General features: G+C 71.5%; 16 protein-coding genes. 8 read left to right on the plus strand and 8 right to left on the minus strand.

Going from position 1 to position 14134, the window contains the following annotated elements; all coding sequences use genetic code 11:
- Nucleotides 1–17: 17 nt before the first annotated feature.
- On the minus strand, nucleotides 18–1499 hold the full coding sequence (gene bagB, locus ESG85_RS30160; RefSeq protein WP_181019162.1) for an ATPase BagB: 1482 nt from the start codon (nucleotides 1497–1499) through the stop codon (nucleotides 18–20).
- 236 nt (nucleotides 1500–1735) lie between these two features.
- A complete protein-coding gene (bagA, locus tag ESG85_RS30165) occupies nucleotides 1736–2698 on the minus strand; it encodes an ATPase BagA (protein WP_164986353.1) in 963 nt (320 codons plus the stop codon).
- 114 nt (nucleotides 2699–2812) lie between these two features.
- Between bagA and sp36 the strand changes: the two genes are divergently transcribed.
- From sp36 to ESG85_RS30190, 5 genes are all read left to right on the plus strand, one after another.
- On the plus strand, nucleotides 2813–2968 hold the full coding sequence (gene sp36 / locus ESG85_RS30170; protein ID WP_128984345.1) for a Sp36 family protein: 156 nt from the start codon (nucleotides 2813–2815) through the stop codon (nucleotides 2966–2968).
- Nucleotides 2965–3441 (plus strand): RidA family protein, encoded by a 477-nt coding sequence (locus tag ESG85_RS30175; RefSeq protein WP_128984346.1) that lies wholly within the window; start codon nucleotides 2965–2967, stop codon nucleotides 3439–3441. The genes sp36 and ESG85_RS30175 overlap by 4 nt, the downstream gene beginning before the upstream one ends.
- A gap of 270 nt (nucleotides 3442–3711) precedes the next feature.
- A complete protein-coding gene (locus ESG85_RS30180) occupies nucleotides 3712–4602 on the plus strand; it encodes an NUDIX hydrolase (protein ID WP_128984347.1) in 891 nt (296 codons plus the stop codon).
- On the plus strand, nucleotides 4599–5429 hold the full coding sequence (locus tag ESG85_RS30185; protein ID WP_128984348.1) for an MBL fold metallo-hydrolase: 831 nt from the start codon (nucleotides 4599–4601) through the stop codon (nucleotides 5427–5429). Before ESG85_RS30180 ends, ESG85_RS30185 begins: the two co-directional genes overlap by 4 nt.
- Nucleotides 5430–5590: 161 nt before the next feature.
- Entirely contained in the window at nucleotides 5591–6475 is an 885-nt protein-coding gene (locus tag ESG85_RS30190) for a prohibitin family protein (protein WP_128984349.1), read from the plus strand.
- A 168-nt stretch (nucleotides 6476–6643) separates the two neighbouring features.
- Here the strand turns inward: ESG85_RS30190 and ESG85_RS30195 are convergent, their stop codons facing one another.
- Entirely contained in the window at nucleotides 6644–7318 is a 675-nt protein-coding gene (locus ESG85_RS30195; RefSeq protein WP_046910193.1) for a Crp/Fnr family transcriptional regulator, read from the minus strand.
- A gap of 131 nt (nucleotides 7319–7449) precedes the next feature.
- Nucleotides 7450–7965 (minus strand): hypothetical protein, encoded by a 516-nt coding sequence (locus tag ESG85_RS37070; RefSeq protein ID WP_425471303.1) that lies wholly within the window; start codon nucleotides 7963–7965, stop codon nucleotides 7450–7452.
- Here ESG85_RS37070 and nth point away from each other — a divergent pair.
- Genes nth through ESG85_RS30215 form a run of 3 tightly spaced genes read left to right on the plus strand, consistent with a single transcriptional unit; the run spans nucleotide 7940 to nucleotide 10741 of the window.
- Nucleotides 7940–8734, plus strand: a complete 795-nt coding sequence (gene nth / locus ESG85_RS30205) for an endonuclease III (protein ID WP_425471302.1) — start codon at nucleotides 7940–7942, stop codon at nucleotides 8732–8734. The genes ESG85_RS37070 and nth overlap by 26 nt on opposite strands.
- A 60-nt stretch (nucleotides 8735–8794) precedes the next feature.
- Nucleotides 8795–9493: an NUDIX hydrolase gene (locus ESG85_RS30210; protein ID WP_128984350.1), complete on the plus strand. Its 699-nt coding sequence runs from the start codon at nucleotides 8795–8797 to the stop codon at nucleotides 9491–9493.
- A 48-nt stretch (nucleotides 9494–9541) separates the two neighbouring features.
- Nucleotides 9542–10741 carry a MarP family serine protease gene (locus ESG85_RS30215; RefSeq protein ID WP_128984351.1) on the plus strand — a complete coding sequence of 400 codons (1200 nt, stop codon included), beginning with the start codon at nucleotides 9542–9544 and terminating at the stop codon, nucleotides 10739–10741.
- Between the two features lie 93 nt (nucleotides 10742–10834).
- On the opposite strand, the gene ESG85_RS30220 is transcribed toward ESG85_RS30215, so the two are convergent.
- The 4 genes from ESG85_RS30220 to nhaA all read right to left on the minus strand — a co-directional run bounded on the left by ESG85_RS30220 (nucleotide 10835) and on the right by nhaA (nucleotide 14128).
- On the minus strand, nucleotides 10835–11023 hold the full coding sequence (locus ESG85_RS30220) for a hypothetical protein (protein WP_128984352.1): 189 nt from the start codon (nucleotides 11021–11023) through the stop codon (nucleotides 10835–10837).
- 231 nt (nucleotides 11024–11254) lie between these two features.
- The gene (locus ESG85_RS30225) at nucleotides 11255–12202 is read right to left on the minus strand and encodes an alpha/beta fold hydrolase (protein ID WP_128984353.1); all 948 of its coding nucleotides are present in this window, start codon (nucleotides 12200–12202) and stop codon (nucleotides 11255–11257) included.
- Nucleotides 12199–12693, minus strand: coding sequence for a phage holin family protein (locus tag ESG85_RS30230; RefSeq protein ID WP_128984354.1), 495 nt, complete (start codon nucleotides 12691–12693; stop codon nucleotides 12199–12201). Before ESG85_RS30230 ends, ESG85_RS30225 begins: the two co-directional genes overlap by 4 nt.
- 37 nt (nucleotides 12694–12730) lie before the next feature.
- Nucleotides 12731–14128: a Na+/H+ antiporter NhaA gene (nhaA, locus tag ESG85_RS30235; protein ID WP_128984355.1), complete on the minus strand. Its 1398-nt coding sequence runs from the start codon at nucleotides 14126–14128 to the stop codon at nucleotides 12731–12733.
- Between the last annotated feature and the right edge of the window lie 6 nt (nucleotides 14129–14134).

Genomic DNA, 14134 nt, shown 5'->3' on the forward strand with positions numbered 1-14134 from the left:
CCGGTTCGGCCGGTCGGCTACGGCAGGCGGCCGAGCGCGAGACGGTCACCGATGGCCCGCAGCCCGTCGAGGTCGTGCACGTCGCCGGGCAGGGCGGCCACCTCGGCGACCGCCACCTCGGGGTGGAGCGCGGTGAAACGATCGCGCGTGCGCTGCTCGCGCGCGAGCACCTGCATCCGCTCGGCATGGAGCCGAAGTAGACCGGCGGTGAGCTCCTTCACGTCCGCGCCCGGTGTGTCACCGTCCGGTGCGTCCGCGTCCAGTGCGTCCGCCTCCGGTGTGTCAGGGTCCGGTGCGTCCGCTTCCGGCGCGTCCGCGTCAGGGCGCGTGTCCGGGGCGTCCGTCGTTTCCGGCACGTCGGTGTCGGATCTGTCGGGGGTGCGTGCGTCGGTGCGGAGTGCTTCCGTGTCCGAGTCCGTGCCGGCTGTGGGGGCAACCGGGGCTGTGGGGGCAGCCGGGGACTCGGATCGTGCGGTGGCGGCGCTGGCGGCGGTGGCGAGGTCGGACATCTCGGGAGAGGTGGCACGGGAGCCACGCCCAGCAGTCTTCCCGCCCTCCTGATCCACAATGCGACGCTCGTCAAGATTTTCCGCGGCGGCCCGCGCCCGCTCGGCCGACAGCCGGGCGGCGCCGCTACCATGCACCCGGTTGAGGACGAGCCCCGCCAGCGGCATGTCCTCCGCGGCCAGCCGCTCCACGAAGTACGCCGCCTCGCGCAGCGCGTCCCGTTCCGGCGTCGCGACCACGAGGAAGGCCGTGCCGGGGGCCTGCAGCAGCCGGTACGTGGCGTCCGCGCGGGTCCGGAAACCGCCGAACATCGTGTCCATGGCCGCCACGAACGTCTGCACGTCCTTGAGGAACTGACCCCCCAGCAGCTTCCCCAGCGTCCCCGTCATCATCGACATGCCGACGTTGAGGAACTTCATCCCCGCCCGGCCGCCCACCTTCGCCGGAGCCATCAGCAGCCTGATGAACTTGCCGTCGAGGAACGAGCCCAGCCGCTTCGGCGCGTCGAGGAAGTCGAGCGCCGACCGGGACGGCGGCGTGTCGACCACGATCAGGTCCCACTCGTCCCTGGCCCGGAGCTGGCCCAGCTTCTCCATCGCCATGTACTCCTGCGTACCGGCGAAACCGGCCGACAGGGACTGGTAGAAGGGGTTCTCCAGGATCGCCCGGGCACGGTCGGCGTCCGCGTGCGCCTCGACGATCTCGTCGAAGGTCCGCTTCATGTCGAGCATCATCGCGTGCAGCTCGCCGCCGTCGCAGCCCTTGATGCCGTCCACCTTGCGCGGCACGTTGTCGAGCGAGTCGATGCCCATCGACTGGGCCAGCCGGCGCGCCGGGTCGATCGTCAGCACCACGACCCGCCGGCCGCGCTCCGCCGCGCGCACGCCGAGAGCGGCCGCCGTCGTCGTCTTGCCGACACCGCCCGCGCCACAGCACACGATGATGCGGGTGGCGGGGTCGTCGATCAGCGGATCGAGCTCCAGGAAGGGCACTGTGTCGAGCCCGGCCGAGGCCGCCGTCTCCTTCGCGGCCGCCTCTGCGACGGCCTCCCTCGGCGCGGTCCCCTTCGTCGTCTCCTTCGTCGCCCCCTTCGTCGTCTCCTTCGCCGTTTCCTTCGGGGTGGCCTTCGGGGTGGCCTTCTTCGATGCCGCCTTCGCCGCGGTCACCTCCGCCGCGACCTCGCTCGGCGCCGTCCCCTTCGTCGCGGCCTTCCTCGTCACGTTCTCCGTCAAGCGCCCACCCCTTGCCTCCGCAGCTCCTTCGCCAGCCGGTAGAGGCCTGCGATGTCCGCACCGTCCCCCAGGAAGGGGAGCTCGAACGTCGGGACCCCGATACCGGTCAGCGCCACGCGCTGGGCCCGCTCCAGCTCCACCCGCTGGGCGTGCTCCGCGGCCTGCTCCAGAAGCGGCTCGACCAGCTTCGTGCCGCCCCTGATCCCGACGGACGCCAGCGTCTCCGCGACGGCGTCCCGGTGGTCGCCGGAGGCGGCCCGTACCGCCGCCTCGTCGAGGACGTGCGGGCGGACCATGTTCACGATGACGCAACCGACGGGCAGTTCGGCCGCACGCAGCTCCGCGATGCCGTCCGAGGTCTCCTGGACGGGCATCTCCTCCAGGAGCGTGACCAGATGGACCGCGGTGTCCGGGGACTTCAGGAAGCGCATGATCGCCTGGGCCTGATGGTGTATCGGACCGATCCTCGCCAGGCCCGCCACCTCGTCGTTGACGTTGAGGAAGCGGGTGATGCGGCCGGTCGGCGGCGCGTCCATCACCACGTAGTCGTAGGAGAAGCCGCCGTGCTTCTCGCGCCGGCGGACCGCCTCGCAGGCCTTGCCGGTGAGCAGGACGTCCCTGACGCCCGGGGCTATGGTCGTCGCGAAGTCGATCGCGCCGAGCTTCTTCAGGGCCCGGCCCGCGCTGCCCAGTTTGTAGAACATCTGGAGGTAGTCGAGGAGCGCGCGCTCGGCGTCGATCGCCAGCGCGAACACCTCGCCGCCGCCCGGCGCGACGGCGATCTTCCGCTCTTCGTACGGCAGCGCCTCCGTCTCGAAGAGCTGCGCGATGCCCTGCCGGCCCTCCACCTCGACGAGGAGGGTCCGCTTGCCCTCGGTCGCGAGGGCGAGCGCGAGTGCGGCGGCGACCGTCGTCTTACCGGTACCGCCCTTGCCGCTGACGACCTGGAGCCTGCTCACGCCTTCGAGCCTAACCACTGGCGGCCCGGACCAATCAGAGGGCCGCCCCGGACGCGTCCCTGAATGAACCCCTACGGGAACGGGGCGCTTCGCCACAACGGCTACAGTCGCCTCATGACCAAGTGGGAGTACGCGACTGTGCCGCTGCTGGTGCACGCGACGAAGCAGATTCTTGACACCTGGGGCGAGGACGGCTGGGAGCTCGTCCAGGTCGTACCCGGCCCGAACCCCGAGCAGCTCGTGGCCTACCTGAAGCGGGCCAAGTCGTGAGCGGGGCCGGAGCCGTCGAGGCGCGGATCGCCGAGCTGGGCCTGACCCTGCCGGAGGTCGTCCCGCCGATCGCGGCCTACCAGCCCGCCGTGCAGTCCGGCGTGTACGTCTACACCTCGGGCCAGCTCCCGATGGTGGGCGGCAAGCTGCCGGTCACCGGCAAGGTCGGCGCCGAGGTGACGGCCGAGGAGGCCAAGGAGCTCGCCGCCACCTGCGCGCTCAACGCGCTCGCGGCCGTGAAGTCGGTCGCCGGTGACCTGGACCGGATCAAGCGGGTCGTGAAGGTCGTCGGTTTCGTCGCCTCCGCCCCCGACTTCACCGGCCAGCCTGGCGTCATCAACGGCGCGAGCGAGCTGCTCGGCGCGGTCCTCGGCGACAAGGGCGTGCACGCCCGCAGCGCCGTCGGCGTCACGGTCCTCCCGCTGGACGCTCCCGTCGAGGTCGAGATCCAGGTGGAGCTCGAGTCCGCCTGAGGGGCGGGACGAACCTTCACCCGGCCTTGAGCAGTGCCTGAGCGGTACGGGCCTTCACCGGACCTTGAGCAGTGCCTGAGCGGTACGGCCCTTCCGCCGGACCCTGAGCAGCGCCCGAGCGGTACGGGTCGCCGGCGCGGCCCGCGCGCCCCGGACGGACACCGCCGGATCCCGGGCAGCGCCGTACGACGGTCGTCGACGAGCCGGTTCCCTCCCGCCCGGAGGGAACCGGCTCTCGTGCATTCCGATGCTTGCGCATAGCATCCGGCCATGTCGAATGGTCAGTCGAACGGACAGTGGTACCCACCGGAGTGGCCCGACCGGATCCGTGCCCTCGCCGCCGGTGAGCTGGTTCCGGCGACGCCCAAGCGGGCCGCCACCGTGCTCCTCCTGAAGGACGGCGCGGACGGCCCCCTCGTCCACATGCTGCGCCGCCGCGCCTCCATGGCCTTCGCCGGCGGCGCGTACGCCTATCCCGGCGGCGGCGTCGACCCGCGCGACGAGCATCCCGTGCGCTGGGCGGGCCCTTCCCGGGAGGAGTGGGCGGATCGGCTCGGACTCGCGGATCCGGCGCAGGCGCAGGCCGTCGTCTGCGCCGCCGTGCGCGAGACGTACGAGGAGGCGGGCGTCCTGCTCGCCGGCGAGACCGCGGAGTCGGTGGTCGGCGACACGACGGGCGAGGACTGGGAGAAGGACCGGGCGGCGCTCGTCGCCCGCGAACTGTCCTTCGCCGACTTCCTCGACCGCCGCGGCCTCGTGCTGCGCTCGGACCTGCTGGGCGCCTGGGCCCGCTGGATCACCCCCGAGTTCGAGCCCCGGCGCTACGACACCTGGTTCTTCGTCGCGGCCCTTCCGGCCGGCCAGCGGACCCGCAACGCCTCCACCGAGGCCGACCGCACCGTCTGGATCCGCCCGGCGGACGCCGCGGCCGGCTACGACCGGGGCGAGCTGACGATGATGCCGCCGACGATCTCGACCCTGCGGGCCGTGGAGCGCTTCCGGAGCGCGGAGGAGGCCCTGGGGGCCGCGCGCGACCAGGACCTGACGCCCGTCCTCGCGCAGGCGCGGCTCGACGGTGACAGGGTGGTCCTGAGCTGGCCGGGACACGACGAGTTCACCAAGCACATCCCGACGACGGGTCCGGAAGGAGGGACGTCATGAGCGACGCCGCGGCCCTTCCCGGGCAGCCGCGCGGGTCCGTGACCTCCGGGCCGGGCAGCACGCGCGCGTACAACGTGCTCGCGCCGAACCCGTCCGCGATGACCCTCGACGGCACCAACACCTGGATCGTCGCCGAACCGGACTCCGACCTCGCCGTCGTCATCGACCCGGGGCCGCTCGACGAGGGCCATCTGCGCAACGTCGTGGAGACCGCCGAGAAGCTCGGCAAGCGGATCGGGCTGACCCTGCTCACCCACGGCCATCCCGACCACGCCGAGGGCGCGGGGCGGTTCGCCGAGCTGACCCGGACCGCGGTGCGGGCGCTCGACCCGGCGCTGCGGCTCGGCGACGAGGGGCTCGCGGCCGGGGACGTGATCACCACCGGCGGACTCGAGCTCCGGGTGGTTCCCACGCCGGGGCACACCTCCGACTCGCTCTCGTTCCACCTCCCGGCCGACCGGGCGGTGCTGACCGGCGACACGATCCTCGGGCGCGGCACGACGATGGTGGCCCACCCCGACGGACGGCTCGGCGAGTACCTGGACTCGCTGCGGCGGCTGCGTTCGCTCACCACCGACGACGGGGTCCGCACCGTCCTGCCGGGGCACGGACCGGTCCTGGAGGACGCGCAGGGCGCCGTCGAGTTCTACCTGGCGCACCGCGCGAACCGGCTCGCCCAGGTCGAGACAGCCGTCGAGAGCGGCTACCGGACAGCTTCCGAGGTCGTGGCCCACGTGTACGCGGACGTGGACCGCTCGCTCTGGCCGGCCGCGGAGCTCTCCGTGCGGGCACAGCTGGACTATCTGACGGAGCGCGGTCTGATCTGAGCGCGGAGGCGGATCCTCCGCCCGAGGACGTGGGCGGGCGCGGGGTGGAGTGCCGTCCCGGAACCTTCTCGTCACGGAGTTTGCCGACCTCCGGCATTTTCCGGCCTCGAAGCGTGGCTTACGCTGCGCTTACATCTGGCCGTAGCTTTCGGGGGGATCCCGTGTTCGTCATAGCAATCCTGCTGGTCATCGCCGCAGCAGTGCTGTATTTCATCGGCCGCGCGAACGACACCCGCGGCCTCAAGATGGGCGCCCTCGGCGCCCTCCTCGGCGGCGTGTTCTCTCTGATCGTGAGCATGACGTACGTGGTCAGCGCGTACGAGGTGGGCGTCCCGGTCGCCTTCGGCAAGGTCGGCTCGCCGATGAACTCCGGCATGCACCTCACGTCGCCGTTCACCAGCGTCACGACGTTCTCCACCCGGCCCGTGGACCTCAACCTCTCCGACAAGGACGTGGTGGAGGTGCGCTCCTCGCAGGGCGGCGTCATGTACGCGGAGGTCACCGTGAAGTGGGCGGTGCAGCCGACCAAGGCGGTCGAGCTCTACAAGCTGGCCGGCAGCGAGGACGCCATCCAGCAGCGGCTCGTCTTCCCGGACAGCCGCGAGATCGTCCGCAACGTCTTCGCCCGCTACACGAGCGAGCAGGGCTACACCTCCGACCGCGAGAAGATCAACGCGGAGATCGCCGGCCTCATCAAGGAGCGCCTCGCCCCGCGCGGCATCGACGTCACCACCGTCAACCTGCGCAATGTGAGGCCGTCGGACGCCCTGCAGGGCCAGATCGACCGCAAGATCCAGCAGCAGCAGGCCACCGAGCGGGCCCTGGAGGCCTCCCGTACGGCCAAGGCGGAGGCCGACCGGCGCCGCATCGAGGCGGAGGGCATCGCCCGTGCCAACAAGATCCTCAACGACTCGCTGACCGACAAGGTCCTCATGAACCAGTGCATCGAGGCGTACAAGGAGGTCGCGGCGAAGAACCCGGTCTACGCGGTGCCCTGTGGCAGCGGCAACTCGAACCCGCTGATCGTGGACGGCACGAAGCGCTGATCCCGCCGCCCGTCCCGCGCTGACCCGCGCTGACCGCGTCCGAGGACGCGGAAGGGGGCCGCCCGGTCGAAACCGGGCGGCCCCCTTCTCGTACGCACGGACGCCGGCGGAAGGCGGCGGCGTACGGGCCGATGCCGTCGCTGGTGTCGTACGGGTACGGAGCGATGCTCAGCGCGAGCGCTTCGCGAGGCGCTCCACGTCCAGCAGGATCACGGCGCGGGCCTCCAGGCGCAGCCAGCCGCGCTGGGCGAAGTCGGCGAGCGCCTTGTTGACCGTCTCGCGGGAGGCGCCGACCAGCTGGGCCAGCTCCTCCTGGGTGAGGTCGTGGACGACGTGGATGCCCTCCTCGGACTGCACGCCGAAGCGGCGCGACAGGTCGAGGAGCGCGCGGGCGACACGGCCCGGGACGTCGGAGAAGACCAGGTCGGACATCTGGTCGTTGGTCTTGCGCAGGCGGCGGGCGACGGCGCGGAGCAGGGCGCTGGCCACCTCCGGGCGGGCGTTCAGCCAGGGCTGGAGGTCGCCGTGGCCGAGGCCGAGCAGCTTGACCTCGGTCAGCGCGGTGGCGGTGGCGGTGCGCGGGCCCGGGTCGAAGAGGGACAGCTCACCGATCAGCTCGCCGGGGCCGAGGACCGCCAGCATGTTCTCGCGGCCGTCGGGCGAGGTGCGGTGCAGCTTCACCTTGCCCTCGGTGACCACGTAGAGCCGGTCGCCCGGGTCGCCCTCGTGGAAGAGCGCGTCGCCTCGGGCAAGCGTCGCCTCACTCATCGAGGCGCGCAGCTCAGCGGCCTGCTCGTCGTCGAGCGCCGCGAACAGCGGGGCGCGTCGCAGAACGTCGTCCACGAGTTCTCTCCTATGTCGACCTCAGTGCGATCAATCACAACAAGTTTGACTCACCGGACGGCCTTTCCGTACGTCAGGGGCCCGATTGGGTCGTGATCGGGTCCGGACGGGGCGGATGTCGGCGGCGGCCCCTAGGCTGGCCGGGTGTCCAACTCGCCGGTGAGAGCACAGGCCAAGGGGGCTGGAAGAGTGCGGGACGAGGTCAATTCCGCTGTGGGCGAACACGGCGTGTCGAAACAGACGAATGCGGCGAAACGCCCCCTGATGGGGGAGACCGGATCGTCGGGCGCGGCCGGCGGGAGCACGGCGGCAGCGCCTGAGGCGACGTCGAAGCCGGCGAAGTCCGCGTCGAAGCCGACGCGGAAGCCGGAGTCGACGCGGAAGCCGAAGCCGACGAAGCCCGTGTCGGAGCCGACGCAGCAGCCGAAGCCGGCATCGACGTCGGTCGGGGCGAAGGAGCCGGCCTCAAAGAGGGCCGCCTCAAAGAGCGCCGTCGCCAAGAAGGCCGTCTCCAAGGAGGTCGCCTCCAAGAAGGCGGCCGCCACCAAGGCCGTCACCAAGGCCTCCACCAAGGCCTCCGCCGAGGCGTCCTCTGAAGCCGCCTCGGGGCCCGCCTCCCGGATCGCCGCCCCCAGGAAGGCCGCCAAGCCCGAGTCGCGTCTCGGCATGGTCCGGCGGGCCCGGAAGATCAACCGGGAGCTCGCCGACGTCTACCCGTACGCCCATCCCGAGCTCGACTTCCGCAACCCCTTCGAGCTCCTGGTCGCCACGGTCCTCTCCGCCCAGACCACGGACCTGCGGGTCAACCAGACCACGCCCGCCCTCTTCGCGAAGTACCCGACCCCGGAGGACCTGGCCGCGGCCGCTCCCGAGGAGGTCGAGGAGCTGATCCGGCCGACCGGCTTCTTCCGCGCCAAGACCAAGTCGATCATGGGGCTGGCCACGGCCCTCAGGGACGACTTCGGCGGCGAGGTGCCCGGCCGCCTGGACGACCTGGTCAAGCTGCCCGGCGTGGGCCGCAAGACGGCCTTCGTCGTCCTCGGCAACGCCTTCGGCGTTCCCGGCATCACCGTCGACACCCACTTCATGCGGCTGGCCCGCCGCTGGAAGTGGACCGAGTCCGACGACCCGGTGAAGATCGAGGCCGAGGTCGCCGAGATCTTCCCGAAGAGCGAGTGGACGATGCTCTCGCACCGGGTGATCTTCCACGGCCGCCGCATCTGCCACGCCCGCAAGCCCGCGTGCGGCGCCTGCCCGATCACCCACCTCTGCCCGGCGTACGGCGAGGGCGAGACCGATCCCGAGAAGGCGAAGAAGCTCCTGAAGTACGAGAAGGGCGGCTTCCCCGGACAGCGGCTCAACCCGCCTCCGGACTACCCGGGCCGGCCCGCGCCCCCGCTGGGCGCCACGTCCTGAGGGAACGATCCGAGACTCCGACCGCGTTGTGGAAAACGGGTGTGAAAGACGGGGGTGCCGATGACGCGCACTGGTGAAGAGGTCCAAGGGACGGGCGGCCTGCTCCGCCGCGAGGGGCTGCCCGACTGGCTGGAGCCGGTCGACCGAGCGGCCCGTACGGTCGAGCCGCAGCAGCTCAGCCGCTTCCTGCCGCCCGCGGACGGCGCCGGGCGGCAGTCCGCGGTCCTCATCCTCTTCGGCGAGGGACCGCGCGGACCCGAGCTGCTGCTGATGGAGCGCTCGGGCAGCCTCCGGTCGCACGCGGGGCAGCCCTCCTTCCCCGGCGGAGCCCTCGATCCCGAGGACGGCGACCCGGCCTCCGGCGGGCTGCTGCGGACCGCGCTGCGCGAGGCCCGGGAGGAGACCGGCCTCGACCCGGCCGGCGTCCAGCTCTTCGGCGTGCTGCCCCGGCTGTACATCCCGGTGAGCGGCTTCGTCGTCACGCCCGTGCTCGGCTGGTGGCACACGCCCACTCCGGTCGGGGTCGTCGACCCCGCCGAGACCGCCCGGGTCTTCACCGTCCCCGTGGCGGATCTCACGGACCCCGAGAACCGTGCCACCGCGACCCATCCCAGCGGTCACCACGGCCCCGCGTTCCTCGTGGAATCGGCTCTGGTCTGGGGTTTCACGGCCGGAGTGATCGACCGCATCCTGCATTTCGCGGGGTGGGAGCGCCCCTGGGACCGCTCCAAGCGGGTCCCGCTGGACTGGAGGTCGTGACAGGCTGACCCCGGGGCGATCGATGACGAATCTGCGAGGCTATTGACGGTGAACGTGCTGGACATCCTGTTGCTGCTCGCCGCCGTGTGGTTCGCGGTCATCGGTTACCGCCAGGGTTTCGTGGTCGGCATCCTCTCGGTGATCGGCTTCCTCGGCGGCGGCCTCGTCGCCGTCCTGCTGCTGCCGGTCATCTGGAACCAGCTGACCGACCACAGCCAGGTCACGACGACGGCGACGGTCGTCTTCGTGATGGTGGTCATCGTCGCCGCCTCCGTCGGACAGGCCTTCACCACCCACCTCGGGAACAGGCTGCGCCGGCACATCACCTGGACTCCCGCGCGCGCCCTGGACGCCACCGGCGGCGCCCTGGTCAACGTGGTGGCCATGCTCCTGGTCGCGTGGCTGATCGGTTCTGCCCTGGCCCGCACGGCGATGCCGACCGTGGGCAAGGAGGTCCGCAGCTCCAAGGTGCTGCTCGGGATCTCCCAGGTGATGCCGGACCAGGCGCCGAGCTGGTTCGACGACTTCACGTCCGCGCTCGCCCAGAACGGCTTCCCGCAGGTCTTCAGCCCCTTCGCCAACGAGCCCATCACCGAGGTCCGCCCGCCCGACCCGGCGCTCTCCGGCAGCCCCGTCGCCGCCCGCGCGCAGCGCTCCATCGTCAAGGTCGTCGGCACGGCGCCCAGTTGCGGCAAGGTCCTCGAAGGCACCGGCTTCGTGTTCGCCGAACGCCGGGTCATGACCAACGCCCACGTCGTCGGCGGCGTCGACGAGCCGACCGTGCAGATAGGCGGCGAGGGCAAGCTCTACGACGCCAAGGTCGTGCTCTACGACTGGAAGCGCGACATCGCCGTCCTCGACGTGCCCGGTCTGGACGCCACCCCGCTCCAGTTCACCGACCAGGACGCCCGCAGCGGCGACGACGCCATCGTGGCCGGCTTCCCGGAGAACGGTTCGTACGACGTCCGCTCGGCGCGCGTCCGCGGCCGGATCGCCGCCAAGGGACCCGACATCTACCACCGCGGCGAGGTGCGCAGGGACGTGTACTCCCTGTACGCGACGGTCCGGCAGGGGAACTCCGGCGGCCCGCTGCTCACCGCGGACGGCAAGGTCTACGGCGTGATCTTCGCCCGCTCGCTCGACGACGCCAACACCGGCTACGCGTTGACGGCCGACGAGATCCAGGACGACATCCTCCGCGGCCGCTCGGCCAACCAGCAGGTCGACAGCCAGGGCTGTGCCCTGTAGAGCCGTGGATCACGGCCTGACGGCCTGAGAGGTGTGTCCTGAGAACCGGGCCCGGGAAGGGGTACGGGGCCTGTCCGCGCGCCCCCGTACCCGCTACGTGCGGGTGTGCCGCAGCCGGGCCGACACCCAGCGGGCCCGGCGGCGGAGGATGCGGGAGATCCCCACGTCCCGCGCCGGGTGCGAGTGGCCCTGGTCCTGCGTGCCGCCCCGCTCCGGAGCGTCGGATCCGCCGATCGAGCGGCGGTCGCGTGCCGTGTCACCGTAGTCGTGCGTCCAGCCCATACCGGGACGTCTGCCCGGGCCCCAAGGTCGGTAACCTCCCCGGGGCCCGCCAATTGGCGTATGCGCGAGGCACATGGCAGTTCGACGGACGCCTGTGTGCCGCCCGTCACCGCCGTCAGGCGACGGAGCGTCAGCGGACGGACCACGGCCCGTCAGTGGAGGGAGCACGGGACGTCAGAGGCCGGAGGCGGCCGGACGGCAGACCGTCAGCGGTGGCCGGACGGTGGATCGTCAGCGGTCCGGCTCGGGGTCCTTCAGCCAATTGACGAGCTCCGTGGTGAACGCCCCCGGGTCCTCCTCGTGGGGGAAGTGCCCGAGGCCGTCGAACAGCCGCCAGCGGTACGGAGCCTCCACGTACTCCCCGGACCCTGCCGCGCTGCGGGTCCGCATCACCGGGTCGAGCGAGCCGTGCAGATGCAGCGTGGGCACCCGCACCGGCCGCTTCATGCGCCGGTTGAACTGGATGCCGTCCGGGCGCGCCAGGGAACGCACCATCCAGCGGTACGGCTCGACGGAGCAGTGCGCGGTCGACGGGATGCACATCGCCCGGCGGTAGACCGCCAGGGCCTCCTCGTCGGCGGCCGAGCGGAGATGCGGGCCCGACCATTCCTGGATCAGCCGGCCCACGAGCGCCCCCTCGTCGGCGACGAGCTGACGCTCCGGCAGCCACGGGCGCTGGAAGCCCCAGACGTGCGAACCGGCGCGGGTCTGCGCGAAGTCGGACAGCATCGCCGAACGCCAGCGGCGCGGGTGCGGCATCGAGGAGACCACGAGCCGGCGCACCAGCTTGGGCCGCATGACGGCCGCCGTCCAGGCGAGATAGCCGCCGAGGTCGTGGCCGACGAGCGCCGCGTCCGGCTCGCCGAGCGAGCGGATGACCCCCGTGATGTCCAGGGCCAGGTTGGCCGGGTCGTAACCGCGGGGCGTGCGGTCGCTGCCGCCGACGCCGCGCAGGTCCATGGCCACGGCCCGGAATCCGGCGTCGGCGAGTGCGGGCAGCTGGTGACGCCAGGTCCACCAGAACTGCGGGAAGCCGTGCAGCAGCAGCACCAGCGGGCCGTCGCCCATCTCGGCGATGTGGAAGCGGGCGCCGTTGGCCGCGACGTCGCGGTGGGTCCACGGCCCGTCGATGCGTACGGGGCTTCCGCCGGCGATGCTGCTGCTCTCAGGGACGGTCATGCGGACGAGCGTGCCACAGTCTCGCCCTTGTCCAGGGCGACCCGCTCCGTGCCGGCCACGGGACGCGGGTGCGGCTTGACGTTCTGCATGATCGCCGCGGTCTGCTTGGCCGAGGCGATGGACTTCTCCGGCTTCTTCACCTTCTTGAACTTGGCGACCGCGATCGCCGCGAGCAGCACGGCGAGCAGCACGTTGGCCGTGAACGACAGCAGGAAGCACCAGACCATGTTCCAGCCGCCGTTGCCGTTGTGCCCGCCGGACCAGGTGTTGATGGCGTAGGCGAGCGCGAAGCTCAGCATCGGCAGGGAGAACAGCAGCACCACGCCGGCGGCGATGCCCGCGGCGCTGCCGATCGCACCGCGCTTGACGTCCTGACGGATCTCCGCCTTGGCGAGGGCGATCTCGTCGTGCACCAGGGCGGACATCTCGGCGGTCGCCGAGGCGACCAGCTGGCCGAGGCTGCGCTCGGTTCCGTCGAACGGGTCGCTCATGGCTGCTCCCTCTTCTCCTGTGTCGTCTGCCCTCAGATCATGCCGGACGGTCGGCCTCATCGCGCGATGCCCCCGCCAGTCGGGCGCGCTCTCGATGCTCCGCGGCCTTCCTCTCGTGGATGTCGGCCATCCGCAGGTGGTACTCCGGCGTGTGCTCCTCGTAGATGTCGGGGATGCCGTCCCCGTCCTCGTCGCGCTCCTCCTCCACGACCAGAGCCTGGTACTTCCGCACCCGCAGCTTCAGCAACACGGACGCCAGCACGGCGGCTATCAGGGAGCCCATGAGGACGGCGGCCTTGACCTCGCCGGTCAGTACGGGGTCGCCCTCGAACGCGAGCTCGCCGATGAGCAGCGACACGGTGAAACCGATGCCGGCCAGCGAGGCGACGGCGAAGAGGTCCGCCCAGGCCAGCTCGGGGTTCAGCTCCGCCCGGGTGAAGCGGGCCGTGAGCCAGGTGCCGCCGAAGATGCCGACCATCTTGCCCACGACGAGTCCGAGGACCACACCGAGGGTGACGGGCTGGGTGAACACGTCGCTGATGGACTTGCCGGAGACGGTGACCCCGGCGGAGAACAGCGCGAACAGCGGCACGGCGAGGCCGGCGGATATCGGCCGGACCAGGTGCTCGATGTGCTCGCCGGGGGAGTGGTCCTCGCCCTCGCGGGTGGTGCAGCGCAGCATCAGGCCCATGGCGACGCCGGCGATGGTGGCGTGGATCCCGCTGTTGTACATCAGCCCCCAGATGACCAGGGCCAGCGGCACGTAGACGTACCAGCCGCGGACGCCCTTGCGCAGCAGCAGCCAGAAGACGGCGAGGCCGGCGAGTGCGCCACCGAGAGCGGCGAAGTTGAGGTCGCTCGTGAAGAAGATCGCGATGATGAGGATGGCGAACAGGTCGTCGACGACGGCGAGGGTGAGCAGGAAGGCCCGCAGCGCCGAGGGCAGCGAGGTGCCGATCACGGCCAGGACGGCGAGTGCGAAGGCGATGTCGGTGGCCGTGGGTACGGCCCAGCCGTCCATGCTGCCGTCGCCGATGAGGTTGACCAGCGCGTAGACCAGGGCGGGGGCGGCCATGCCGCATATCGCCGCGATGACCGGCAGGGCGGCGGCCTTCGGGTCCCGCAGCTCGCCGGCGACCAGCTCGCGCTTGAGCTCGATGCCGGCGACGAAGAAGAAGACCGCGAGCAGGCCGTCCGCCGCCCAGTGCTGGATCGAGAGGTCCAGGCCGAGGGCGGCCGGACCGATGTGGAAGTCCCGGATCGTCGCGTAGCTGTCCTTGAGGGGCGTGTTGGCCCACACGAGTGCGACGACGGCCGCGACCAGGAGGAGCACGCCGCCGACGGTCTCCGTGCGCAGGGCGTCGGCGATGAACCGGCGCTCGGGCAGGCTGAGACGTCCGAGGAACCTGCGGTCGGTGGGCGTGGGCGCGGTCACGATGTG

Source organism: Streptomyces roseicoloratus (assembly GCF_004117935.1).
Lineage (GTDB): Bacteria > Actinomycetota > Actinomycetes > Streptomycetales > Streptomycetaceae > Streptomyces > Streptomyces roseicoloratus.